This is a genomic window from Caenispirillum salinarum AK4, assembly GCF_000315795.1.
Taxonomy (GTDB): Bacteria; Pseudomonadota; Alphaproteobacteria; order Rhodospirillales; family Rhodospirillaceae; genus Caenispirillum; species Caenispirillum salinarum.
Genome location: NZ_ANHY01000007.1, coordinates 162,017 through 186,908 on the forward strand (window position 1 = coordinate 162,017; position 24,892 = coordinate 186,908).

At 66.1% G+C, this 24,892-nt stretch carries 25 protein-coding genes; 3 read left to right on the plus strand and 22 right to left on the minus strand.

The features are described from left to right. Positions 1–141: 141 nt before the first annotated feature. Both proS and C882_RS23100 read right to left on the minus strand, forming a co-directional pair. On the minus strand, positions 142–1,452 hold the full coding sequence (gene proS / locus C882_RS09035; RefSeq protein ID WP_043644477.1) for a proline--tRNA ligase: 1,311 nt from the start codon (positions 1,450–1,452) through the stop codon (positions 142–144). Between the two features lie 137 nt (positions 1,453–1,589). Continuing rightward, positions 1,590–2,090, minus strand: coding sequence for a hypothetical protein (locus tag C882_RS23100; protein WP_009540279.1), 501 nt, complete (start codon positions 2,088–2,090; stop codon positions 1,590–1,592). A gap of 121 nt (positions 2,091–2,211) precedes the next feature. Here C882_RS23100 and C882_RS09045 point away from each other — a divergent pair, with 121 nt between their 5' ends. Then, positions 2,212–3,501: an NCS2 family permease gene (locus tag C882_RS09045; protein WP_009540280.1), complete on the plus strand. Its 1,290-nt coding sequence runs from the start codon at positions 2,212–2,214 to the stop codon at positions 3,499–3,501. Positions 3,502–3,689: 188 nt separating this feature from the next. Here the strand turns inward: C882_RS09045 and C882_RS09050 are convergent, their stop codons facing one another. The 20 genes from C882_RS09050 to C882_RS09145 form a co-directional block, all read right to left on the minus strand. Beyond that, positions 3,690–4,250, minus strand: a complete 561-nt coding sequence (locus C882_RS09050; RefSeq protein WP_009540281.1) for a DNA-3-methyladenine glycosylase I — start codon at positions 4,248–4,250, stop codon at positions 3,690–3,692. A 73-nt stretch (positions 4,251–4,323) separates the two neighbouring features. Continuing rightward, complete coding sequence (locus C882_RS23105; protein WP_009540282.1) at positions 4,324–4,818, minus strand: SRPBCC family protein; 495 nt, start codon at positions 4,816–4,818, stop codon at positions 4,324–4,326. A gap of 119 nt (positions 4,819–4,937) precedes the next feature. Beyond that, positions 4,938–5,342 (minus strand): methylmalonyl-CoA epimerase, encoded by a 405-nt coding sequence (gene mce / locus C882_RS09060; RefSeq protein ID WP_009540283.1) that lies wholly within the window; start codon positions 5,340–5,342, stop codon positions 4,938–4,940. A gap of 44 nt (positions 5,343–5,386) precedes the next feature. Then, positions 5,387–7,063, minus strand: a complete 1,677-nt coding sequence (locus C882_RS09065; protein ID WP_009540284.1) for a ribonuclease J — start codon at positions 7,061–7,063, stop codon at positions 5,387–5,389. Positions 7,064–7,072: 9 nt separating this feature from the next. After that, on the minus strand, positions 7,073–7,840 hold the full coding sequence (locus C882_RS09070) for a type III pantothenate kinase (RefSeq protein ID WP_009540285.1): 768 nt from the start codon (positions 7,838–7,840) through the stop codon (positions 7,073–7,075). A gap of 1 nt (position 7,841) precedes the next feature. Further along, positions 7,842–8,654 (minus strand): biotin--[acetyl-CoA-carboxylase] ligase, encoded by an 813-nt coding sequence (locus C882_RS09075; protein WP_009540286.1) that lies wholly within the window; start codon positions 8,652–8,654, stop codon positions 7,842–7,844. Between the two features lie 37 nt (positions 8,655–8,691). Continuing rightward, positions 8,692–10,134: an NADH-quinone oxidoreductase subunit NuoN gene (gene nuoN / locus C882_RS09080; protein WP_009540287.1), complete on the minus strand. Its 1,443-nt coding sequence runs from the start codon at positions 10,132–10,134 to the stop codon at positions 8,692–8,694. A gap of 24 nt (positions 10,135–10,158) precedes the next feature. After that, the gene (locus tag C882_RS09085) at positions 10,159–11,673 is read right to left on the minus strand and encodes an NADH-quinone oxidoreductase subunit M (protein WP_009540288.1); all 1,515 of its coding nucleotides are present in this window, start codon (positions 11,671–11,673) and stop codon (positions 10,159–10,161) included. Positions 11,674–11,680: 7 nt separating this feature from the next. Beyond that, positions 11,681–13,606, minus strand: a complete 1,926-nt coding sequence (gene nuoL, locus C882_RS09090; RefSeq protein ID WP_009540289.1) for an NADH-quinone oxidoreductase subunit L — start codon at positions 13,604–13,606, stop codon at positions 11,681–11,683. A gap of 10 nt (positions 13,607–13,616) precedes the next feature. Continuing rightward, on the minus strand, positions 13,617–13,925 hold the full coding sequence (gene nuoK, locus C882_RS09095) for an NADH-quinone oxidoreductase subunit NuoK (RefSeq protein ID WP_043644643.1): 309 nt from the start codon (positions 13,923–13,925) through the stop codon (positions 13,617–13,619). A gap of 5 nt (positions 13,926–13,930) precedes the next feature. Next, positions 13,931–14,551, minus strand: a complete 621-nt coding sequence (locus C882_RS09100; protein WP_009540291.1) for an NADH-quinone oxidoreductase subunit J — start codon at positions 14,549–14,551, stop codon at positions 13,931–13,933. Between the two features lie 106 nt (positions 14,552–14,657). After that, positions 14,658–15,146 carry an NADH-quinone oxidoreductase subunit NuoI gene (gene nuoI, locus C882_RS09105; RefSeq protein WP_009540292.1) on the minus strand — a complete coding sequence of 163 codons (489 nt, stop codon included), beginning with the start codon at positions 15,144–15,146 and terminating at the stop codon, positions 14,658–14,660. 18 nt (positions 15,147–15,164) lie between these two features. Next, complete coding sequence (gene nuoH / locus C882_RS09110) at positions 15,165–16,178, minus strand: NADH-quinone oxidoreductase subunit NuoH (protein ID WP_009540293.1); 1,014 nt, start codon at positions 16,176–16,178, stop codon at positions 15,165–15,167. Beyond that, positions 16,171–18,246, minus strand: coding sequence for an NADH-quinone oxidoreductase subunit NuoG (gene nuoG / locus C882_RS09115; protein WP_009540294.1), 2,076 nt, complete (start codon positions 18,244–18,246; stop codon positions 16,171–16,173). The genes nuoH and nuoG overlap by 8 nt, the downstream gene beginning before the upstream one ends. Positions 18,247–18,266: 20 nt before the next feature. Next, complete coding sequence (gene nuoF / locus C882_RS09120; RefSeq protein WP_009540295.1) at positions 18,267–19,556, minus strand: NADH-quinone oxidoreductase subunit NuoF; 1,290 nt, start codon at positions 19,554–19,556, stop codon at positions 18,267–18,269. Continuing rightward, positions 19,556–20,176: an NADH-quinone oxidoreductase subunit NuoE gene (gene nuoE, locus C882_RS09125; RefSeq protein ID WP_009540296.1), complete on the minus strand. Its 621-nt coding sequence runs from the start codon at positions 20,174–20,176 to the stop codon at positions 19,556–19,558. The genes nuoF and nuoE overlap by 1 nt, the downstream gene beginning before the upstream one ends. Beyond that, positions 20,173–21,369: an NADH-quinone oxidoreductase subunit D gene (locus C882_RS09130; RefSeq protein WP_009540297.1), complete on the minus strand. Its 1,197-nt coding sequence runs from the start codon at positions 21,367–21,369 to the stop codon at positions 20,173–20,175. Before C882_RS09130 ends, nuoE begins: the two co-directional genes overlap by 4 nt. 1 nt (position 21,370) lies before the next feature. Further along, a complete protein-coding gene (locus C882_RS09135) occupies positions 21,371–22,033 on the minus strand; it encodes an NADH-quinone oxidoreductase subunit C (RefSeq protein ID WP_009540298.1) in 663 nt (220 codons plus the stop codon). 26 nt (positions 22,034–22,059) lie between these two features. Continuing rightward, on the minus strand, positions 22,060–22,617 hold the full coding sequence (locus tag C882_RS09140; RefSeq protein WP_043644482.1) for a NuoB/complex I 20 kDa subunit family protein: 558 nt from the start codon (positions 22,615–22,617) through the stop codon (positions 22,060–22,062). Beyond that, positions 22,608–22,973, minus strand: a complete 366-nt coding sequence (locus C882_RS09145) for an NADH-quinone oxidoreductase subunit A (RefSeq protein ID WP_009540300.1) — start codon at positions 22,971–22,973, stop codon at positions 22,608–22,610. The genes C882_RS09140 and C882_RS09145 overlap by 10 nt, the downstream gene beginning before the upstream one ends. Before the next feature lie 488 nt (positions 22,974–23,461). Between C882_RS09145 and C882_RS09150 the strand changes: the two genes are divergently transcribed. Both C882_RS09150 and rquA read left to right on the plus strand, forming a co-directional pair. Next, a complete protein-coding gene (locus C882_RS09150) occupies positions 23,462–23,971 on the plus strand; it encodes a type II toxin-antitoxin system RatA family toxin (RefSeq protein ID WP_009540301.1) in 510 nt (169 codons plus the stop codon). Positions 23,972–23,984: 13 nt separating this feature from the next. Further along, the gene (rquA, locus tag C882_RS09155) at positions 23,985–24,800 is read left to right on the plus strand and encodes a rhodoquinone biosynthesis methyltransferase RquA (protein WP_009540302.1); all 816 of its coding nucleotides are present in this window, start codon (positions 23,985–23,987) and stop codon (positions 24,798–24,800) included. The last annotated feature ends 92 nt before the right edge of the window (positions 24,801–24,892 follow it).

The following is a 24,892-nucleotide window of genomic DNA, read 5'->3' on the forward strand; positions in this document are numbered from 1 at the left end:
GTGTGAACGTGCATCAGCGGCTTAAGAATTGAACTTAGCGATTTTTTTCAAGAAGATGACGCCGGCCGATGATCCACAGCATCACCGACCGGCACACCCTCTTGGTGTCTTTGTGTCTTGGTGGTTCCCCACCTTTCGACGTCAGCCCGCGAAGCGCGCCACCACGGACTCGAGCGACACTTCCTCGCGATCGCCGGTCTTGCGGTTCTTCACCTCGGCGACGCCGTTCTTCAGGCCCTTCGGCCCGATGACCACCTGCCAGGGCACGCCCACCAGGTCCATGTCGGCGAACTTGGCACCGGCGCGCTCGTCGCGGTCGTCATACAGGGTCTCAACGCCCGCCGCGTTCAGCTTGGCGTAGAGATCGTCGCAGGCCGCCGTCACCTCGGTGTCGGAGACCTTCAGGTTCACGAGGCCGACCGTGTAGGGCGCCACTTCCTCCGGCCAGATGATGCCGTTGTCGTCGTGGCTGGCCTCGATGATCGCACCCACCAGGCGGGAGACGCCGATGCCGTAGCTGCCCATGTGGACCGGCGCCTCGTCGCCCTCCGGCCCCATGACCACCGCGCCCATGGCGCCGCTGTACTTGGTGCCGAAGTAGAAGATGTGGCCCACCTCGATGCCGCGCGCGGTGACGATGCCCTCGCCGACCGCCGGGTGCTGGGAAGGATCGTACTTTTCGTCCGTCGCGGCGAACAGGCTGGTCCAGTCGTCGACGATGGGCTGCAGGTCGCTGCCGTAGTCCACATCGCGCGGGATCGGCTTTTCCAGAAGCTTCTCGTCCACGAACACCTCGGACTCGCCCGTCTCGGCCAGCACGATGAACTCGTGGGACAGATCGCCGCCGATGGGGCCCGTGTCCGCCTGCATGGGGATCGCCTTCAGGCCCATGCGCTCGAAGGTGCGCAGGTAGGCGACGAACATGCGATTGTAGGACTTGCGCGCCTCCTCCTGGTTCAGATCGAAGGAGTAGTTGTCTTTCATCAGGAACTCGCGGCCGCGCATGACACCGAAACGGGGGCGCACCTCGTCGCGGAACTTCCACTGGATCTGGTAGAGGTTCAGCGGCAGGTCCTTGTAGCTGCGCACGTTGTGGCGGAAGATGTCGGTCACCACTTCCTCGTGCGTCGGGCCAAACAGCATGTCGCGGTCATGCCGGTCGGTGATGCGCAGCATTTCCTTGCCGTAGTCGTCATAGCGGCCGGACTCGCGCCACAGGTCGGCGGACTGGATGGACGGCATGAGGATTTCCTGCGCGCCGGCGCGGTCCTGCTCCTCGCGCACGATCTGCTCCACCTTGCGCAGCACGCGGTAGCCCAGCGGCAGCCAGTTGTAGATGCCGGCGGCGTGCTGGCGGATCAGGCCGGCGCGCAGCATCAGGCGGTGGGAGACGATCTGCGCCTCGGAGGGCGTCTCCTTCAGCGTCGGCAGGAAATAGCGGGACAGACGCATGCGATCCTCGAAATATGCGGGATTGGCGGACGCCTTGGAAGCGGGCGCCCGAAAGGTTGGCGGCACTCTAACGCCTGGACGATGGGGCGGCAACAGGCACCATCATCACCGGAAATCCGGCGAAAGAACGGCGAGCCTCAGCGGTCGCGATCGGGCTTGCGCTCCTCCACCGCGTTCTGGAGCACGCCGAGGCGCCGGCAGGCCTCGCGCAGGTCGGCCTGGGCCTCGGCGTCGATGGCCTCGCCGTTCCAGAAGGCCAGGCCGTCGCGAATGGTGACCACGCCCAGCAGCGTTTCCGCCTTCACCGTGCCCGCCGCCGCGCGGTCGCGCCACGCACCGGCGAGGTCGACGGTGATGGGGATGGTGATCTCCTCCGGCAGCTCTATGCCGTAGCCCCCGCCGACGTCGGCGGGCGCCACCGGATTGCCGCGCACGTCCACCCCCGGCTGGTACTGCACCCCCGGCGCTTGACGATAGGCTGCACGATGGTCGAGTTTCCGGCATGTGCGGGCGTCCACCGTGACGCGCGTCGTACCGTCGGGCAGCAGCACCACGTCGGCCTCGGCCAGGGCACCTGAAACGGGCGCGACGGCCAGGGCCAGCGAAGCAAGCAGAAGGCGCATCGTCGGGCGCGGCATGATCGTTTCCCTTGCGTCATGGTTCGGCGGGCCTGCGGCCCCTCCACTGTGAACCGCCCGCGCTTAACAGAGGGTTTCACGGCCCTCGCAAGAGAGACCACCCAAGCGGAGCCCCTCTCCCATGCTCGACCGCCTGTTCGGCTTGACGGACCACGGCACCACCGTCAAGCGCGAGGTGATGGCCGGCGCCACCACCTTCCTGACCATGGCCTACATCGTCTTCGTCAATCCCAGCATTCTGGCCGATGCCGGCATCGATCGTGACGCTGCCTTCGTCGCCACTTGCCTGGCCGCCGCCTTCGGGTCGGCCGTCATGGGGTTGTGGGCCAACTATCCCATCGCGCTGGCGCCGGGCATGGGGGTCAACGCCTTCTTCGCGTACTCGATTGTACTCGGCATGGGCTACTCGTGGCAGATCGCGCTGGGGGCGGTGTTCTGGTCGGGCGTCGTGTTCGTGATCCTCAGCCTGGCAAAGGTGCGCGAAGCCATCATCAATGCCATTCCCCAGAGTCTGAAGATGGCGATCGCTGCCGGCATTGGGTTTTTCCTGGGCTCCATCGGCCTGACCAACGCCGGCATCATCGTCGCCAACGAGGCCACCTTCGTCGGGCCGGGCGACCTGACCAGCGCGCCGGTCCTGCTGGCGGTGTTTTCCTTCGTGGTCATGGTGGCCCTGGACCATCGGAAGGTGCCCGGCGCCATCATCATCGGCATCCTGCTGACCACCGCCATCGCGGTCCTGCTGGGCTTCCAGGACATGGGCGGCGTCGCCTCCCTGCCGCCGTCGGTGGAGCCGACGTTCCTGCAGATGGACATCATGGGCGCGCTGGAGATCGGCCTGGTGACGGTCATCCTGTCGCTGCTGTTCATCGACATGTTCGACACAGCGGGCACGCTGATCGCCACCAGCCACGCCGCCGGCCTGCTGGATGAGCAGGGGCGCCTGCCCCGCATGTCGCGCGCCCTGCTGGCCGACAGTTCCGCCACCGTGGTCGGCGCGGGGCTGGGGACGTCGACCACCACCAGCTACATCGAGAGCCTGTCGGGCATCCGCGCCGGCGGACGCACCGGCCTGACGGCCGTGGTTGTGGCCGGTCTCTTCCTGCTCGCCCTGTTCCTGGCGCCGCTGGCCGGCACCGTCCCCGCCTACGCGACCGCCGCGGCCCTGGTCTACGTGGCCTGCCTGATGGCGGGCAGCTTGCGGGAGGTCGACTGGCACGACGTGACGGAATTTGCCCCGGCCGTGGTGACCGCCTTGTCCATGCCGCTGACCTTCAGCATTTCCGAGGGCATCGGCTTCGGCTTCATCGTCTTCGTGCTGATCAAGGTGCTGGCCGGCCGGTGGGGCGACCTCAACCCTATCGGGGTCATCGTGGCCCTGCTCTTCGCAATGAAATTCGCCTACCTCTAAAGGCGTACGCATGTTTCTGATAAAAAGTGAGTGACACACGTCCGAAAATTACATAGCCTGCCCTCACTTAATCCAAGGGCTGCATGACCGGCTCAGGTTTAGGGAGGACAGAGCGCGCCGCCAGAGCGTGCCCAAGAGGCGAAAACGCCGAAAGGCCGGAACGGGATGTTCCGGCCTTTTTCAATGCCTCAAGGGGTCGGCTCGGCTTCCACCGCCGCCCGCATCCAGGGCGGGTCGAGGTGGCGGATGCGGCCCATTGCGGGGCAGTCCTCCCGGTGCGCACCGGGGAGGTAGCCGATGCTCATGAGGAACTCCCCCACCACCTCGCCCCCCATGAACTTGAAGGTTTTGCGGAAGCGCTTGACCCACTGATCCTTGGGCAGCGGATGCTGTGCGGCGATCCAGGCGGCGAAACTTCCGTGCTCCCGTTGCAGGACCAGCAGCCGGCGCGCGTTCTCGATGGTGGCGTCGACCTTCAGGCGGTTGCGAATGATCCCCGGATCGGCCAGCAGCCGGGTGCGGTCGACGTCGTCGAAGGCGGCCACCTTCACCGGGTCGAAGTCGGCGAAGGCGGCGTTCAGCGTCGGCCGCTTCTTCAGGATCAGTTTCCACGACAGGCCGGCCTGGAACACCTCCAGACACAGCCGCTCGAACAGCACCACGTCGTCGGCGACCGGCACGCCATATTCATCGTCGTGATAGGGCGCGTGGACGGGGTCGTCCGGCGCGACGTCGCAATACCAGTTCATGCGGACGCTCCTCTCTTCGATTCGGCCGGGAAAGGCTACCACAGGAAGAACGTTCGGGGAACTTTCGCTGCCACTACTCCACGCGCGTGTAGGTCTCACCGATGCGGTCGGCGATGGAGGCATAGAAGCCGCCGAGGATTTCATCCGCCTTGTCCTCGGGAACCCCGGCCGCGTCGTAGGTTCCCTGCCAGCTCAGCGCGGCGCGGCCCTCGCCGGCATCGGTGACCCGCACTTGCCCGACGTAGTTCTTCACCGGCAGCGGGCCCTCCTGAATGGTGTAGTTGAACGCGCGATCCTCGGGCGCGTAGTAGGCCAGCAGCAGGTGAATGTCGCCGCCGCCGTCGGCCAGCGTATTCACCTTGGTGGCACCGACGCCCTCGCCCTCACGCACGCTGGAGGCGATGGGCGGCATGATGGCCTCCGACGGCTGGTGGAAGTCCACCAGGTCCCACAGCTTGTCCGGCGTGGTCTCGTACACGGCCGTCATCCCAGCATCGGCCGAGGCGGCGGCGGGCGCCAGGATCAGGGCAGCAACGGCGGCGGCGGCGGCAAGGGCAAGGCGCGGCATGGGACGTCTCCGTTTCGAGCAATGTTTTCACTACGCTCGAACCGTACCCGCCGATCCCTCAAAAGCAGAATGCCCGGCGCGATGGCCGGGCATTCCAAACATGACAGGCGGCGGACGCCTTACGCCTGCTCCAGCTCCACAAGGGTGCCGTTGAAGTCCTTGGGGTGAAGGAACAGCACCGGCTTGTCATGCGCGCCAATCTTGGGCTCGCCGTCGCCCAGGACACGCATGCCCTCCGTCTTCAGCTTGTCGCGTGCGGCGACGATGTCGTCGACCTCGTAGCACACGTGGTGGATGCCGCCGCTCGCGTTCTTGTCCAGGAAACCCTGGATCGGCGACTTTTCCCCAAGCGGGTGCAGCAGCTCGATCTTCGTGTTGGGCAACTCCACGAAAACCACCGTCACGCCATGAGCCGGCTGCGGCACCGGGTCGGATACCTTGGCGCCCAGCACGTCGCGGTAGGTTGCGGTGGCCGCCTCCAGGTCCGGCACCGCGATGGCGACGTGGTTCAAGCGTCCGATCATGTCTGTCTACTCCCCTCGTTTCCAGCCTCGATAGGGCCCCGGCCTCACAGCCGGACCAGATGAACGTCCGTCAGCGGCTTGCGGCGCTGGTCGGCGTGGAAGGTGCGGCGCAGCGCCAGGCGCGCGGCCTCCGCCACCGTATCGTCGTTGCGCAGGTCGTTGGGCGACAGGCGGCCGAGCGCGCCACGCACGACTTCCACCAGCACGGATTCGTCCTCCTCCTCGTCGGGTTCGAACAGGCCATGCGTAGTGACCAGCGGGTCGGCCAGCAGGCGGCCGCGATCGTCCATCACCAGGGTGATGACCGCCGCCCCATTCTGCACCATGCGCTTGCGGTCGCGCAGGATCTCGGAATCGATGGGCACGATCCGGTCGCCGTCCAGCACCAGCCGGCCCGTCGAAACGTGGCCGATCACCTCGGGCTCGCCGGGGGCCAGGTTCACGATGCCGCCGTTCTCGTTGATGATGGCGGTCTCGGCCCCGCATTCCAGCGCCAGCTTCTCGTGCTCGTGCAGGTGCCGCCGTTCGCCATGGACGGGCACAGCGATGCGCGGGCGGATGTAGCTGTACATCTCGCGCATCTCGTCCTGCGCGGGGTGGCCCGAGACGTGGATGAACTTGTCGCGGTCGGTGATGATCTCGCAACCCAGGCGCACAAGCTGGTTCTGAAGCCGGAAGATGGCCTTCTCGTTGCCGGGAATGACGCGGCTGGAGAACAGCACCACGTCGCCCTTGCCGAACTTAACGCTGGGATGGCTGTTGTAGGCGATGCGGTTGAGCGCCGCCCGCGGCTCGCCCTGGCTGCCGGTGCAGATGTAGAGCACGCGGTTGTCGGGCAGGTTGGCGGCCTCGTCGGCTTCCAGGAACGACTCACGCTCGTCCAGGTAGCCCACCTTGCGCGCGACCTCCGTCACCCGCCACAAAGAGCGCCCGACCAGACAGACCTCGCGCCCGGCGTCGCGCGCCGCCTCCACGATGGTCTTCACCCGCGCCAGGTTGGAGGCGAAACACGCCACGGCCACCTTGCCGTTGCGGTAGCTGGCGATGAGGTCCGACAGGCTGTCGCGCACCGCCCCTTCCGAGCCGGCGCGGCCCTTGTTGATGACGTTGGTCGAATCGCAGACCATCGCCAGCACGCCCTCGTCGCCGATCTCCTTCAGACGCTTGATGTTGGCGTCCTCGCCCACGACGGGCTCGGGGTCGAGCTTCCAGTCGCCGGTGTGGAACACCGTACCGTAGGGGGTGCGGATCGCCAGGCCGTTGGGCTCGGGGATGGAGTGGGTGAGCGAGACGAACTCGATGTCGAACGGCCCGATGTCCACCCGGCCGCCCAGCGGCACCACGTTCACCGGCACCTCGCCCAGCAGTTCCTCCTCCTTGAGTTTGGTTTCAAGGAAGGCAGCGGCGAAGGGGGTGGCGTAGACCGGGCACTTAAGCCACGGCCACAGATAGCCGACCGCGCCCAGATGGTCCTCGTGGGCGTGGGTGAGCACGATGCCCAGAAGGTCCTCGGCGCGGTCCTCGATGAACGACGGGTCCGGCATGACCACGTCAACACCGGGCACGCTGTCGTCCCCGAAGCTCACCCCCATGTCCACGATGATCCACTTGCCGTCGCAGCCATAGAGGTTCAGGTTCATCCCGATCTCGCCGGAGCCGCCGAGCGGCAGGAACCAAAGCTCGTTGCGTGGCGTGAAGCCATTTCCTGATGTGTCGCTCACACTGATCCCTTAGACGTTTCTGCGGTGGATTTCGAGCAGGCCCCGAAGCGTCAGGTCCTGGTCAAGGTGGTGTATCACGTCCGTCGCCTCTGCGAACAGCGGCGCGAGCCCGCCCGTGGCGACGGTGGTGGCGGGCGCGCCCAGTTCATCGGAAATGCGTCGGCACAGGCTTTCGATCAACCCCACGTAGCCCCAATAGACACCGGACTTCATGGCCGAGACCGTGCCCTTGCCGATGACCTCGGTCGGACGCCCGATCGCGATGCGCGGCAGCTTGGCCGCTGCCATATGCAACGCTTCGAGAGAAAGATTGATGCCGGGCGCGATGGCGCCGCCCAGGTAATCGCCGTTTGCCGCGATGGCGTCGAAGGTGGTCGCGGTGCCGAAATCGATGACGATCAACGGCCCGTCATAGCGCGCATGGGCCGCGACGGCGTTCACCAGACGGTCGGCGCCCACTTCCTCGGGATGGTCGAGGCGGATTTCCAGGCCCAGTTCCACGTTGGGCTCGCCGACGACCAGCGGCTCGCATTTGAAGTAGCGGCGGCACAGGGTCTTCAACGTGAACACGTTGGCCGGAACCACGGTGGCGACGATGGCCGCGTCGATGTCATCCGGCTTGAGGTCGGCCGTGCCCAGCAGCAGCGTCAGCCACACGCCGAACTCATCGGCCGTCCGTTCCGTGGTGGTCGACGAGCGCCATTCGCCGCGGACCTCGTCGCCGTCGAAAACGGCGAAGACGATGTTTGTGTTGCCGGAATCGATCGTCAGCAGCATGTCATGCGCCTCCGCCCGGGGTGCCGCCACCGGACCCGAAAAAGACATCGCCCGCGAGCACGCGGCAGGTCCCGCCGTCGGGCGTCCGCAGGATCAACGCGCCGGCCTCGTCCAGCGCTTCGAAGGTGCCGGAAATTTCGTTCCCATCGGCAAGCCGGGCCGTCACAGGGCCGCCGACACCGTGCGCAGCCTGAAGCCATGCCGCACGTACGGGGGAAAAGCCCTCGCTCCGCCAGCGCGACAGCCACGCGGCAAAGGTCTCGGCATAAACCGTCAGGAGGGCCCCGGGCGTCACCGTCGCCCCGTGTGCGGCAAGGGCGGTGACAGGGTAGAGCGGCTCCAGGTCCGGGACCGCAGCCAAATTGACGCCGGTGCCGACGATGACCGCCCCCTGCCCGGCCGGCGCCCCGGCCGGAAACACGGTCTCCAGCAGCATCCCCGCCAGCTTGCGTCCGCGCAGGAGCAGGTCGTTGGGCCACTTGAGCCGGAAATCGTAGCCCGGCGCCAGCGCCGTCAGCGCCTCGTGCAGGGCAACACCGGCGACGAAGGACAGTTCGCCGGCACTGCCCCGCGCACCGCCGACCTCCACCAGGATGGACGCCGACAGGTTGCCGCGCGGGCTTGCCCAGGCGCGGCCGCGCCTGCCCCGACCGGCCGTCTGGGTGGCGGCGGTGACCGTAAGCCCCTCAAGCCCGGCCACCGACGGCGAACCGCCGCCTCCCGCTTCGGAGAGGCGGCGGAGTTCCGCGTTGGTGCTGTCGATGGCGTCGAGGGCCACGAGCCGCCATCCGGGCGGCAGGGTGACGTTCGACAAGGCCTGCGCCTCCTCGCGCGGGAGAGGATGCCGGGCCTCAGCCCGGCATCTGGAACAGCGAGGCGGCGGCGGCCGACGCGGCGGCCAGGATTGGCGCCGGGTAGACGATGAACAGCGTCACGAACAGGCCGCAGATGCCCAGGATGGCGCTGGTCGCGCGGCTCGGGCGGTCAAAGGCCTCAACCGGTTCGTCGAAGTACATCACCTTGATGATGCGCAGGTAGTAGAACGCGGCCACCACGCTGGTCAGCACGCCGATCACCGCCAGGCCGTACAGCTCCGCCTGAACGGCCGCCAGGAAGACGTACAGCTTGCCGAAGAAGCCGGCCAGCGGCGGGATGCCCGCCATGGAGAACATGAAAATCGCCAGCCACAGCGCCATCACCGGGTGGGTCTTGGACAGGCCCGACAGGTCGCTGATCTGCTCCGTCGCCCGGCCCTTGAACCGCATGGACAGGATGACGGCGAAGGTGCCGACGTTCATGAACAGGTAGATGGCCAGGTAGATGAGCATGCCGCGCACGCCCTGCTCGTCCGCCACGGCGAGGCCAATCAGGGCATACCCGACGTGCCCGATGGACGAATAGGCCATCAGACGCTTGATGTTGGTCTGGGTGATCGCGGCGAAGCCACCGATGAACATGGACAGCGCGGCCACCAGCCAGACCACCTGCTGCCACTGGTCCGCCATCTCGTAGAACGGCCCCATCAGCACGCGCGCCATGAGCGCCAGCGCGGCCACCTTGGGCGCGATGGCGAAGAAGGCGGTGACCGGCGTCGGCGCGCCCTCGTAGACGTCGGGCGTCCACATGTGGAACGGCGCGGCGGAGACCTTGAAGGACAGACCGGCCAGGATGAAGACCAGGCCGACGAGCACGCCCGTACCGGCGTGACCGGCGCCAATCACCTCGGCGATGCCGGCAAAGGTGGTGGTGCCCGTGAAGCCGTAGAGCATGCTCATGCCGTACAGCAGCAGGCCCGAGGCGACGGCACCCAGCACGAAGTACTTCAGGCCGGCCTCGGTGGAGCGCAGGTTGTCGCGGTTGAAGGCGGCGATCACGTAAGCCGACAGCGACTGCAACTCCAGCCCCAGGTAGAACGAGATCAGGTCGTTGGCGCTGGCCATCATCAGCATGCCGGTCGTGGCGAACAGCATGATGATGCAGAACTCGAACCGCGCGATCTTCTCCGCCTTCAGCCATTGCAGGGCCATGATCAGCGTGAACGCGCCGCCCGCCAGGATCAGCACCTTGGCGAAGGCCGAGAAGCTGTCGGTGATGAACGACCCGCCGAAGACGAGCTGGTTGGTCTCGCCGGTCACCACGAAGATGGCCGCGACGATGAAGGCAATGACGGTCATCCACCCGACGGAGGTGGTGGTGTCGCCCTTCCGGAACACGCCGTACATCAGCAGGGCCATGCCCGCGACGGCCAGGAAGATTTCCGGGAGCGCGGCACCCAGGTTCAGAGCCGAGGTCATGATAATTCTCTCTCCCTCAAATCCTCAGCGGGCCGCCAGGGGCTGGCTGCCGGCGGCCTCGAGCGCCACCTGGTAATTGGTAATCAGGTTTTCCACGGCGACGCTCATGGGGTCCAGGAAGCTGGCCGGATAGATGCCCATCCACAGGACCAGGACCACCAGCGGCGCCAGGATGGCGATTTCGCGCTTGGACAGGTCGAGCATCGCCTTGACGTCGTCCTTTTCCAGCTTGCCGAAGATCACCTGGCGGTACAGCCACAGCATGTACATGGCGCCCAGGATCAGGCCGGTGGCGGCCAGCAGGGCGACCCAGGTGTTCACCTGGAACACGCCGAGGATGATCAGGAACTCGCCGACGAAGCCCGAGGTGCCCGGCAGGCCGACGGAGGCCAGCATGAAGATCATGAACACCAGGGCATAGCGCGGCATGTTGTTGGCAAGGCCGCCGTAGCGGGCGATCTCGCGGGTGTGCAGGCGGTCGTAGACGACGCCGACGCACAGGAACAGCGCGCCCGAGACGATGCCGTGGGACAGCATCTGGAAGATGGCACCCTCCACCGCCTGCTGGGTCAGCGCGAAGATGCCGATGGTCACCATGCCCATGTGCGCCACGGACGAGTAGGCGATCATCTTCTTCATGTCGTTCTGCACCAGCGCCACCATGGAGGTGTAGACGATGGCGACGACCGACAGGGTGTAGACCAGCGGCGTGAAGGCCTCGGTGGCCTCGGGCAGCATGGGCACCGAGAAGCGCAGGAAGCCGTAGCCGCCCATCTTCAGCAGCACGCCGGCCAGAATGACCGAGCCCGCCGTCGGCGCCTCGACGTGGGCGTCCGGCAGCCAGGTGTGCACCGGCCACATGGGCACCTTCACCGCGAACGAGGCGAAGATGGCCAGCCACAGCCAGATCTGCATGCCGTAGGCGAAGTCGTAGGCCATCAGGCTCGCGATGTCGGACGTGCCCGCCGTGAAGTACATGGTCAGGAACGCCAGCAGCATCAGCACGGAGCCGAGCAGCGTGTACAGGAAGAACTTGAACGCGGCATAGACGCGGCGCGCGCCACCCCAGACCCCGATGATGATGAACATCGGGATCAGGACACCCTCGAAGAAAATGTAGAACAGGAAGGCATCCAGCGCGCAGAACATGCCCACCATCATGGTCTCCAGGACCAGGAAGGCGATCATGTATTCCTTCACGCGCTTGGTCACCGCCTCCCAGCTCGACAGGATGCAGATGGGCGTCAGGAAGGTGGACAGCAGGACAAAGAACAGCGAAATGCCGTCAATGCCCATGCTGTAGCCGATGTTGAACGCCGGAAGCCACTCCTGCTGCTCGGTGAACTGGTACTCGGCCGTCGTGTTGTCGAAGCCGAACCACAGGAAGAGCGACAGGATGAAGGTGGCGACCGAGGTCAGCAGAGCCACGTTGCGGGCGTTGGCGGCCACCTGGGCCTCCTCGCCGCGCACGAAGAGGATGAACCCGGCGCCGACCAGCGGCAGAAAGGTGATGATCGTCAGAAGCGGCAGATCGGTCATCTTGGGGTCATCCCTTGATCATGTACCAGGTCACGAAGACGAACAGCCCCGCGATCATGAAGAAGGCGTAGTGGTAGACATAGCCCGACTGCATGCGCGACAGGCGCTGCGCCACATTCTTCGCCGCCGCGGCGACGCCGTTGGGTCCGACGCCGTCGATCAGGGCGCCGTCGCCCGACTTCCAGAAGCCACGGCCCAGGTACCAGGTCGGGCGGACGAAGATCGCGTCGTACAACTCGTCGAAGTACCACTTGTTCAGCAGGAACTTGTAGACCGGCTGGAACGTCCGGGCGAGCATGCCCGGAATGCCGGGCGCCAGCATGTAGAACACGTAGGCGGTCAGGATACCCGCCACGCCCATCGCCGCCGGCAGGATCGGCACCCAGCCCGGCACATGGTGGGCGGCGCCCACGCTGTCGTTGTCGGCCAGGATCAGGATGCTCTCGCCCCAGAACTCGCCGCGCGCCGGGCCGACGAAGACGTCATACCCGATGTAGCCGGCGAAAACGGCACCCACGGCCAGCACGATCAGCGGAATGGTCATGACCGCGGGGCTTTCGTGCACGTGGCTCATCACGTATTCGTCGGCGCGCGGCTTGCCGTGGAAGGTCATGATCAGCAGGCGCCAGCTGTAGAAGGCCGTGAGGAACGCGGCGATGATGCCGATCCAGAAGGCGAACATGCCGACCCCGGAGTGCGCGCCGTAGGCGGCCTCGAGGATCATGTCCTTGGAGAAGTAGCCGGCGAAGAACGGCACGCCCGCCAGCGCCAGAGAGCCGATCCACATGACGGCATAAGTCAGCTTGATGTGCTTCCAGATGCCGCCCATCTTGCGCATGTCCTGCTCGTCGGACATGGCGTGAATGACGGAACCGGCACCCAGGAACAGCAGCGCCTTGAAGAAGGCGTGCGTCATCAGGTGGAAGATCGCCGCCTGATAGGCCGAGACGCCGATGGCGAAGAACATGTAGCCCAGCTGCGAGCAGGTCGAGTAGGCGATGACGCGCTTGATGTCGTTCTGCACGCACCCAACTGTCGCAGCGAAGATGGCGGTCAGCGCACCGACCACGGTGACAATGGCAAGCGCCGTCGGCGCGTACTCGAACACCGGCGACATGCGCGTGACCATGAACACGCCGGCCGTCACCATGGTGGCGGCATGGATCAGCGCGGAGACCGGCGTCGGGCCTTCCATGGCGTCCGGCAGCCAGGTGTGCAGGCCGAGCTGGGCCGACTTGCCCATGGCGCCGATGAACAGAAGGATGCCGATGATCGTCAGCGCGTGCCACTCGACGCCGAAGAAGGTCACGGTGGTGTCGGCGTGCTGCGGGACGGCGGCGAAGATCTCGGAGAAGTTCACCGTGTCGAACAGGAAGAACACGCCCGCGATGCCCAGCGCGAAGCCGAAGTCGCCCACGCGGTTGACCAGGAACGCCTTCATGGCGGCCGAGTTGGCGGACGGCTTATGATACCAGAAGCCGATCAGCAGGTAGGAGGCGACACCGACGCCCTCCCAGCCGAAGAACAGCTGGATCAGGTTGTCGGACGTCACCAGCATCAGCATGGAGAAGGTGAAGAACGACAGGTAGGCCTGGAACCGCGGGATCGACGGATCATGATGCATGTACCCGACCGAGTAGATGTGCACCATGAACGACACCCAGTTCACGACGATCAGCATGACCGCCGTCAGGGTGTCGATGCGCAGGGCCCAAGACGTGTCCATGTCCCCGGAGCGGATCCAGGTGAACAGTTCGATGACCTGCGGGTTTCCGTTCAGCGCGACGGTGACGAAGATCGGCACCGACAGGATCGCGGCGGTGCCCACGCCGAGGATGGTGACGATCTGGGCACCACGGTCGCCCAAGAAGTGGCGGCCGAAGCCCGCCACGATCGCGGCGAGCAGCGGCAGGAAGATGGCTGCGACGTACATCGGGTGCCCCTTAGCCCTTCATCTGGTTGATGTCTTCAACTTCGATGGACCCGCGGTTGCGGAAGAACACAACCACGATGGCGAGACCGATGGCGGCTTCCGCCGCGGCCACGGTCAGCACGAACATGGTGAACACCTGGCCCACCAGATCGCCCAGGAACGCCGAGAACGCCACCAGGTTGATGTTGACGGCCAGCAGCATCAGCTCGACCGACATCAGGATGATGATCACGTTCTTGCGGTTCAGAAAGATACCGAACACGCCCAGCGTGAACAGGATCGCGGCCACCGTAAGGTAGTGGCTGAGTCCGACGGCCATCATCATCAGATGCCCCTCCCCGTCTCGACCTTCTTGACCTCGACCGACGCCGCCGGATCGCGCGCCAGCTGCCTGCCGATCTTCTGCTTGCGCACACCCTCACGCGAGCGGTGCGTCAGCATGATCGCACCGACCATGGCGACCAGCAGGATGATGCCCGCGGCCTGGAAGAAGTACACATAGTCGGTGTAGAGGATGTGGCCGAGCGCCTCGGTGTTGCTCAGGCCGGCGGCCTCTGCCGCGGCGATCGGTGCCGCAAGCTGGCCTTCGACCTCGGGCAGCAGCGCCCAGCCCGCACCAACGGTCGCCAGTTCCACCAGCAGGACGAGGCCGATGGCAAGACCCAGCGGCATGTACTGCTGGTAGCCCTCGCGGAAGTTCAGCGTGTTCAGGTCCAGCATCATGACCACGAACAGGAACAGGACCGCGACGGCGCCCACGTACACGACCACAAGGAGCATGGCCAGGAACTCCGCCCCCAGAAGGACGAACAGGCCGGCCGCGTTGAAGAAGGCCAGGATCAGCCACAACACCGAGTGAACGGGGTTCTTGGCCGTGATGACCAGGAGGCCGCTGATCACAGCGACCACGGCGAACAGATAGAAGGCAAAGGTGGCGATAATCATAGACCCCCCTTCCCGGCGGCTCCGGGAGCCCGCTCCATAACCATGATCAGTCCCGTCTCTTTATCGTTGGCGCGCCCGCCGCGGGAGGCCGCGGGCGCCGGCGTCGTCAGCGGTAGGGCGCGTCGAGTTCGATGCGCGCGGCCAGCTCCGGCTCCCAGCGGTCGCCGTTGGCCAGCAGCTTGTCCTTGTTGTACAGCAGTTCTTCGCGCGTCTCGGCAGAGAACTCGAAGTTCGGGCCCTCGACGATGGCATCCACCGGGCAGGCCTCCTGACAGAGGCCGCAGTAGATGCACTTCGTCATGTCGATGTCGTAGCGCGAGGTCCGGCGGCTGTTGTCCTCGCGCGGCTCCGCCTCGATGGTGATCGCCAGCGCGGGGCAAATGGCCTCGCAGAGCTTGCAGGCGATGCAGCGCTCTTCCCCGTTGGGGTAGCGGCGCAGGGCGTGCTCACCACGGAAGCGCGGGCTCAGCGGACCCTTTTCCATCGGGTAGTTGATGGTCACCCGAGGCTTGAACATGTACTTGAACGACAGCGCCATGCCCTGAAGCATTTCCAGCAGCAGGAAGCTGCGCGCCGTCCGGTCGATGAAACCCATGTCGTCAGACTCCTCGGATCACTTCGGCAGCTGGTCGGTGAACAGCAGGAACCCAGCCGTCAGGACCACCCAGATGCCGGAGAACGGCAGGAACACCTTCCAGCCCAGGCGCATGAGCTGGTCATAGCGGTAGCGCGGGAACGCTGCACGCGCCCAGATGAAGACGAAAAGGCAGAGCGCCACCTTCAGCGCGAACCACACGACGCCCGGCACCCAGGTGAACGGCGCGACCTCGAACGGCGCCAGCCAGCCGCCCAGGAACAGGATCGTGACCATCCCGCTCATCAGGATCATGTTGGCGTACTCGCCCAGGAAGAACAGGGCGAAGGTCATGGACGAGTATTCGACGTTGTAACCGCTCACCAGCTCGGCTTCGGCCTCGGGAAGGTCGAAGGGATGGCGGTTGGTTTCCGCCAAGGCCGAGATGAAGAACAGGATGAACATCGGGAAGTGCGGAATGAAGTACCACAGACCCTCGCGCTGCGCCTCGACGATGGCCGACAGGTTCAGCGTGCCCGCCGTCAGCAGCACGGAGATGATGATCAGGCCGATGGAGACCTCGTACGACACCATCTGCGCGCTCGACCGCATGCCGCCCAGGAAGGCGTACTTCGAGTTGGAGCCCCAGCCGGCCATGATGATGCCGTAGACGCCCAGCGAGGACACCGCGAACAGGTACAGCACGCCGACGTTGATGTCGGCCAGCACCCAGCCCTCGTTGAAGGGAATCACGGCCCAGCCGATCAGCGCCAGAATGAAGGTCAGCATCGGCGCCAGCACGAACACCGCCCGGCTGGCGCCGGTCGGGATCACCGTTTCCTTGAGGAACAGCTTCGCACCGTCGGCCAGCGGCTGCAGCAGGCCGAAGGGACCCACCACGTTGGGACCGCGACGCAGCTGCATGGCACCGATGACCTTACGCTCGGCATAGGTCAGGTAGGCGACCGCCACCAGGATCGGCAACACGATCGCAAGAATCTGCGCGATGATGATCGCGCCCGGCCAGATGTAGCCTTCCCACAGCTCAGTCATCGGTTCCCGTCTTCTTCTCGTCGTTGCCGTTGATGTACACGTCGGTGCACTCCGCCATGATCAGCGACGCCCGGCTGATGGAGTCGGTCATGTAGAAGTTCTCGATGGGCAGGGCGAACGCCTTGGCATCGGCCGACAGCGGCGTGTCGTCGCCAAAGGTCGCCCATTCGGCCGGCACGATCTCGTCGATGCGGCCGAACACCCCGTTGGCGGCGGTCATGCGGTCGCGGAGTTGCGCCAGCGTGTTGTACGGCAGGGTCTTGCCCAGCACTTCGGACAGGGCGCGGATGATGGTCCAGTCCTCACGCGCCTCGCCGGGCGGGAAGACGGCCAGGCGGCCGCGCTGCACGCGCCCCTCGGTGTTGACCCAGGTCGCGTTCTTCTCTGTGTAGGCCGCGCCCGGCAGGATCACGTCGGCGCGGTGGGCGCCGCGGTCGCCGTGGTGGCCCTGATAGATGACGAAGGCCTTGCCCAGACGCTCGCCGGCGATCTCGTCGGCATGGTGCAGCCACACGACCTCGATGTCGCCCTTGGCGGCACCCTCGACGATGGCGTGGGTGTCGCGGCCGCCCTCGCCCGGCACGAAGCCGACGTCCAGGCCGCCGACGCGGCCGGCGGCCGTGTGCAGGACGTTGAAGCCGTTCCAGTCCTCGGTCACCGCGCCCACGGCATCGGCCAGCTTGCGCGCGGCACCCAGCACCTGAAAGCCGTCGTCGCGCATCAGCGCACCGGTGCCGACGATGATCATTGGACGCTTGGCGCCCTTCAGAACCTCGGCGAAGGAGTGCTTGCCGTCCACCAGCTCCTGCAGGGTCGCCGGGCCGGTGCCCAGGTGGTCCACCTTGTAGGTCAGGTCCACGTTCTGGCCGATCAGGCCGATCTTTAAGCCGCCCATCAGGTAGCGCTTGCGGATGCGGGCGTTCATCACGGCCGCTTCCCAGCGCGGGTTGGCGCCCACGATGAGCAGCGCGTCGGCCTCTTCAATGCCGGCGACGGTCGAGTTGAACAGGTAGCTCGCGCGCACCGCCGGGTCGACCTTCATGCCGTCCTGGCGGCAGTCGATGGAGGTGCTGCCAAGACCCGTCATCAGGTCCTTGAGCGCCGCCATGGATTCCACGTCGGCCAGATCACCGGCGATGGCCGCGATCTTGTCCCCCGACAGGCCGTTCAGCTTCGCGGCGATGGCCTCGAAGGCTTCCTTCCAGGTCGCCGGCTTCAGCTTGCCGTCCTTGCGGACGTAGGGGCGGTCCAGACGCTGACGCAGCAGGCCGTCGACGGCCTGGCGGGTCTTGTCGGAGATCCACTCCTCGTTCACGTCGTCGTTGACGCGCGGCAGGACGCGCATGACCTGCGGGCCACGGCTGTCGACGCGGATGTTCGACCCCACCGCGTCGAACACGTCGACGCTTTCCGTCTTCTTCAGCTCCCACGGGCGGGCGTTGAACGCATAGGGCTTGTTGGTCAGCGCGCCCACCGGGCACAGGTCCACCACGTTGCCGGAAAGCTCGGAATGCAGGGCCTTCTCGACGTAGTTGGTGACCTCCATGTGCTCGCCACGGCCCGTCGCGCCCAGTTCGGGCACGCCGGCCACTTCCTGCGCGAAGCGGATGCAGCGCGTGCAGTGGATGCAGCGCGTCATCTGCGTCGCCACCAGCGGGCCCAGGTACTTGTCCTTCACCGCGCGCTTGGCCTCGGCGTAGCGGCTGGTGTCGGCGCCGTAGGCCATGGCCTGGTCCTGCAGGTCGCACTCGCCGCCCTGGTCGCAGATGGGACAGTCCAGCGGGTGGTTGATCAGCAGGAATTCCATGACGCCCTTGCGGGCCTTCATGGCCATCGGGCTGTTTGTCTTGACGGTCATGCCGTCGGCCACGGGCATGGCGCAGGAGGCCGCCGGCTTCGGCGGACCCGGCTGCACTTCCACCAGGCACATGCGGCAGTTGCCCGCGATGCTGAGACGCTCGTGGTAGCAGAAGCGCGGGATTTCGACCCCCACCTGCTCGGCGGCCTGGAGGATCGTCGTCCCCGGCTCGACCTCGACCTCGATGCCGTCGATCGTCAGCTTAGGCATGTGATCTCACGTCCCCCAAATCAGGCCGCGGCGCCGGCGGCGGCGCGGTTGCGTTCCAGGATCTTCTGCTCCATTGCCGGGCGGAAGCGGCGGATGAGGCCCTGCACCGGCCACGCCGCGGCATCACCCAGAGCGCAGATGGTGTGGCCCTCGATCTGCTTGGAGACGTCGAAGAGCATGTCGATCTCCTCCACCGTCGCGTCGCCGCGCGCCATGCGCTCCATGACGCGCCACAGCCAGCCCGAGCCCTCGCGGCACGGGGTGCACTGGCCGCAGCTTTCGTGCATGTAGAAGCGCGACAGGCGGGCGATGACCTTCACGATGTCGGTGGACTTGTCCATCACCATGACGGCGGCCGTGCCGAGGCCCGACCCCGCATCACGGAGCGAGTCGAAGTCCATCAGCACGTCGTCGGCGGTCGCCTTGTCCAGCACCGGCACCGAGGAACCGCCAGGAATGATGGCCAGCAGGTTGTCCCAGCCGCCGCGCACGCCGCCGGCGTGCTTCTCGATCAGCTCCTTCAGCGGGATGCCCATTTCCTCTTCCACGTTGCACGGATTGTTCACGTGGCCGGAAATGCAGAACACCTTGGTGCCGGTGTTCTTCGGGCGGCCCAGGTTGGCGAACCACTCGCCGCCGCGCCGCAGGATGGTCGGCACCACGGCGATGGACTCGACGTTGTTCACCGTCGTCGGGCAGCCCCAGACGCCGACGCCGGCCGGGAACGGCGGCTTCAGGCGCGGCTGGCCCTTCTTGCCCTCCAGCGACTGGATGAGCGCGGTTTCCTCGCCGCAGATGTAGGCGCCGGCGCCCCGGTGCACGTAGCACTCGAAGTCCCAGCCCGAGCCGCAGGCGTTCGGCCCGATCAGGCCGGCCTCGCGGGCCTCGGCGATGGCGTATTCCAGGTTCAGGGCTTCCTGGACGAATTCGCCGCGGATGTAGATGTAGGCGGCATGGGCGCCCATGGCGAAGGAGGCGAGCAGGCAGCCCTCGATCAGCTTGTGCGGATCGTGGCGCATCATGTCGCGGTCCTTGCAGGTGCCCGGCTCGCCTTCGTCGGCGTTGACCACCAGGTAGTGCGGACGCTCGCCCACTTCCTTGGGCATGAACGACCACTTCAGGCCCGTCGGGAAGCCGGCGCCGCCGCGGCCGCGCAGGCCGGAGTCCTGGACTTCCTTGATGATCGCCTCGCGGCCCCGCTCCAGCAGCGCCTTGGTGTTGTCCCAGTCGCCGCGCTTGCGAGCACCGGCCAGACGCCAGTCGTGGAAGCCGTAGAGGTTGGTGAAGATACGATCCTGATCGCGCAGCATCAGCTGTCTCCCTCGGGCTTGAAGCCCTCCGTGTTCAGCGAGGTCAGGCCACCGGCCGGCGCCGAGGTCTGCCGCCCGATCTGGGAGCCGGGCTTCGGCGACTCGCCACGCTTCAGCGTGTCGATGATCGCCTTCATGCTGTCCTTGTCGAGATCTTCGTAATAGTGATCGCCGATCTGGATCATCGGCGCGTTCACGCAGGCGCCCAGGCATTCGGCCTCGGCCAACGAGAACTGGCCGTCCTCGGTCGTCTCGCCCACGTGGATGCCCAGGTGGTCCGAGCACGCGCCGACGATCTCGTCGGAGCCGCGCAGCATGCAGGCCACGTTGGTGCACACCTCGATGTGGTGCTTACCGACGGGCTTGAGCTTGTACATGGTGTAGAAGGTCGCCACCTCGTACACGCGCATCGGCGGCACGTCGAGCATCTCGGCGATGGTGTCCATCGCCGCTTTGCTGACCCAGCCTTCCTGGCGCTGCGCGAGATCGAGAAGCGGCAGGGTGGCGGAACGCTGGCGGCCTTCCGGATATTTGGCGATGATGGCCTTGGCGCGGTCCATCATCTCGTCCGTGAAGGCGAAGGTCGCCGGCTGCTGGATATCCTGGTCTACTGCACTCATCGGTCAATCTCACCGAACACGACATCAATGGAGCCGATGATCGCCGGAATGTCGGCGAGCATGTGTCCCTTGGCCATCATGTCCATGGCCTGCAGGTGGACGAACCCCGGCGAGCGGATGTAGCAGCGGTACGGCCGGTTGGTCCCGTCCGCCACCAGATAGACACCGAACTCGCCCTTGGGCGCCTCGGTCACCGTGTAGGTTTCGCCGGCGGGCACGTGGAAGCCCTCGGTGAACAGCTTGAAGTGATGGATGAGCGCCTCCATGGAGCGCTTCATCTCGCCGCGCTTGGGCGGCGTCACCTTGTTGTTCTCCACGCGCACCGGGCCGGGCTTCATCTTGTCGAGGCACTGCTCGATGATGTCGAGCGACTGGCGCATCTCCTCGACGCGCACGAGATAGCGGTCGTAGCAGTCGCCGGCCTTGCCGACCGGAATGTCGAACTCGACCTGGTCGTAGGCATCGTAGGGCTGCGACTTGCGCAGGTCCCACGCGTAGCCGCAGGCGCGCAGGTTCGGACCGGTGAAACCCCAGTCCAGGGCCTGCTCTGGCGTCACCACGCCGATGTCGACGGTGCGCTGCTTGAAGATGCGGTTGCCCGTGATCATGGTTTCGAGGTCACGGATGTACTGGCGGTAGTGCGGCACCCAGGTGCGGATGTCCGCCTCCAGACCCTCGGGCAGGTCCCACGCCACGCCGCCGGGGCGGAAGTAGTTGGCGTGCATGCGCGCGCCCGATGCCCGCTCGGTGAACTCGAACAGCGTCTCACGCTCCTCGAAGCCCCACAGCATGGGGGTCATGGCGCCGACGTCCATGGCGTAGGAGGTGATGTTGAGGATGTGGTTGGCGATGCGCGTCAGCTCGGCGTACAGGGTGCGGATCCACTTGGCCCGCTCCGGCACCTCGATGCCCAGCAGCTTCTCCACGGCCAGCACCCAGGAGTGCTCCATGTTCAGCGGCGAGCAGTAGTCCAGCCGGTCGAAGTACGGCCCGGCCTGGAGGTAGGTCTTGTACTCGATGAGCTTCTCGGTGCCGCGGTGCAGCAGGCCGACGTGCGGGTCGGCGCGCTCCACGACCTCGCCCGCCAGCTCCAGGACCAGGCGCAGCACGCCGTGGGCCGCCGGGTGCTGCGGGCCGAAGTTGACGCTGGTCGAGGTGTTCAGCGTGAGGTTCTTGATTTCAGCTTCGGGCATGTCACTTCTTCCCCTTGTCGCCCAGCTGCACCTGATCGGGCTCGGTGGCCTTCTCGTCGCCCGGCAGGCTGTAGGGATGGGTCAGGCCTTCCCAGGGGCTGAGGAAGTCCCACGAGCGGAAGTCCTGCTGCAGCTTCACCGGCTCGTAGACGACACGCTTCTGTTCGTCGTCGTAGCGCAGCTCCACATAGCCGGTCAGCGGGAAGTCCTTGCGCAGCGGATGCCCCTCGAAGCCGTAGTCCGTCAGAATGCGGCGCAGGTCCGGGTTCTCGGCGAAGATCACGCCGTACATGTCCCACACCTCGCGCTCGAACCAGCCGGCGGTGGAGAACACGGGCACCATGGTGGGCACCGGCGTCATGGCGTCGGTGGTGCACTTCACCATGATGCGGGTGTTGTGCTTCATGCTCAGCAGCATGTAGATCACCTCGAAGCGCTCCTCGCGCTCGGGGTAGTCTGCCCCGGTGATGCCGACAAGCTGCGAGAACAGGCAGTTGCTGTCGTCACGCAGGAAAGTCAGCACCTTGGGCACCGCGCCGCGGGTCACGGACACGATCAGCTCGTCCTGAGCGAAGTCGGTCGTGATGACGTCCTGCGGGAACTGGGCGGCGACGTATTCGCCGAGGTCCCGCAGCGTCTGGATCTGTTCGTCGGTCTGAATCATGGGTCCTTCGCCGATCGTTCCGGGCCTCAGCGCAGCAGGGTGCCGGTGCGCTGGATCTTCTTCTGCAGTTGCAGAATGCCGTAGACCAGCGCCTCCGCCGTCGGCGGGCAGCCGGGCACGTAGACGTCGACCGGCACGATGCGGTCGCAGCCGCGCACCACCGAGTAGCTGTAGTGATAGTAGCCGCCGCCGTTGGCGCAGCTGCCCATCGAGATCACCCAGCGCGGCTCGGCCATCTGGTCGTAGACCTTGCGCAGGGCCGGCGCCATCTTGTTGCACAGCGTGCCGGCGACGATCATCACGTCGGACTGGCGCGGGCTGGGGCGCGGCACGACGCCGAAGCGGTCGAGGTCGTAGCGCGGCATGTAGGCGTGCATCATCTCGACGGCGCAGCACGCCAAGCCGAAGGTCATCGGCCACAGCGAGCCCGTGCGGGCCCAGTTCACAAGCGAATCGACCGTGGAAAGGACGAAGCCCTTTTCCGTCAACTCGTGCTGGACGCCCTTAATCAGGGCGTCCTGATCCGCGGTCGGGGGAACGGCGCCGGTCGGCTGAGGACCGGCAACACCCTTGTTCACTCCCATTCCAGTGCTCCCTTGCGCCACTCGTAGATGAAGCCGATGGTCAGCACGCCCAGGAAGACCATCATCGACCAGAAGGCGAACTCGCCGGTCGCACCCAGGCTGACGGCCCAGGGGAACAGGAAGGCGATTTCCAGGTCGAAGATGATGAACAGGATCGCCACCAGATAGTAGCGGACCTCGAACCGGCTGCGCGCGTCGTCGAACGCCTCGAAACCGCACTCGTAGGCGGAGTCCTTTTCAACATCCGGGTGCTGCGGCGCGACGATGTACGACGCTCCGACGGCGACCGCCGAAACGACGACTGCGATCCCGATAAAGATCAGGATCGGCAGATATTCCCGGAGCAGATCCTCCATGGCGATGCTCCTGCTCTCCCAACTGCGTTGGCGGCTGCGTTACTCGGCGGGCTGTACGGTGTCGGCGGTTCCGTGGAGCATCCGACGGGGTAGGAAATGCTCCGGCGAGGCCTTGGGGAGGGACCCGCGCGCATCCGGGTTCGAAGAACCCGGCGTCGGAAATGGCAACGCCGCTGTTTGCCTGGGCCGCGTAATGCCTCCGTGCCTCGTTAAGACCGATCCGCGGCAGCCCGACCGTTCCCAAAAATGGGCGTCGCGTGGTCGGAACCCAACCACCCGACCGGGTGGACTCCCCCGCGGGATGCGGCGATGTAACCCGCCGCTTCCTGCCAAGTCAAGAGAACAAGCCCGTTGACAAGCAAGTTTCCGCACTGCCGAAATCAGGCCGTGCAACGGTGGTGCGGCCCCACCGGCAGAGGTGCGAGGATGCTCCGTGCCGGCCGGCTCGCCGCGCCGCCATTCGACCCTGAGACAGGAAGGCCGCCCCCATGCCCGCCCGCACCGTGTCGCGTACCGTTCCGTACTCGCCGGAGCAACTGTTCGACCTTGTGGTCGATGTCGAGCACTACCCGCTGTTCGTACCCTCCTGGGCGGCGGCGCGCGTCATCAAGCGCCTGCCCGACGGCGGCTACCGCACCGATCAGATCCTGCGCGTCGGCCCCATGCGCGAGGAGTTCATCACGGAGACCCACGTCGACCGCCCCAACCGCATCGAGGTGGTGGACGTGAAGGGCCCGTTCGATCATCTTCACATTCTCTGGAATTTCACGCTGGTGCCGGAAGGCGCCTGCCATATTGACCTGTCCGTCGACGTGCAACTGCGCTCGCGGGCGCTGCGGGCGTTGAGCAGCCTTCTGGCCGGGGACAGCGTGGAGCGGCTCGTGCACGCCTTCGAGGAACGCGCCCGCCACGTCTACGGCCCGCCGCATCCGCTGGCGCAGGCCGTCGCCCGCGACGCCGACACCGCCGCCGCTCGCTCTGACCGCCTGGACGGGTAGAAGGAAAGAGACCTTGAACGACCGTTTCGTGCCCCGCACCACGCCCGCCGACGACGCTTCAGATCCCATCAGCCGCCCCGCCCCCCGCGCCGCCGCCACTGCGCCGGCGGCGGGGTCGTGCGGAGCCGGCGGCCTCGCGGTTCCGGCCTACCTGAGCGATACCTACACCTGGGCCTATCTCAGCGACCTGGGGACCAGGGTGTTCGACAAGCACCTGATCGTGCAGGCCATTCTGTGGGGCAATGCCGACCGGCTGATCGACAGCGTGGTTGCTGAACTGAAGCCCGGATGGCGGGTGCTGCAGCCGGCCTGCGTCTATGGCGATTTCAGCCTGCGGCTCGCGCGGGCGCTGGGGCCCGCGGGCCGGCTGGACGTACGGGACATCGCGCCCATCCAGGTGGCGCTGACTCGGCGCAAACTGGCCGGAGTCGCCCAGGCGACCGTCGACCAGGAGGACGCCGCAGCCCCGGGAAAGGGCCCCTACGACGCCGTCGCATGCTTCTTCCTGCTGCACGAGGTGCCGGAGGAATACAAGCGCGCCATCGTCAACAACATGCTGGACGCCGTGGGGCCCGACGGCACGGTGATCTTCGTGGACTACCACCGACCGCACGCCGCGCACCCCCTCAAGCCGGTAATGAGCCTGGTGTTCGACCGGCTGGAGCCGTTCGCGAAGGCCCTGTGGAACAACGCGATCGAGGACTATGCCGACCGCCCCGGTGACTGGACCTGGACGAAGACCACGGTATTCGGGGGGATGTACCAGAAGGTGATCGCGCGGCGCCGATCGCAACCTCGGGTTACCCGACCTTCCCGCTCATGTATCTGAAACAAAACGATATTTCGCAATCCGCTCGTAGATTAGAGGATTCGAATTTGCTATAGTTCCCCGTGGACGTGGCTCCCGGAGGACCGCGTCCG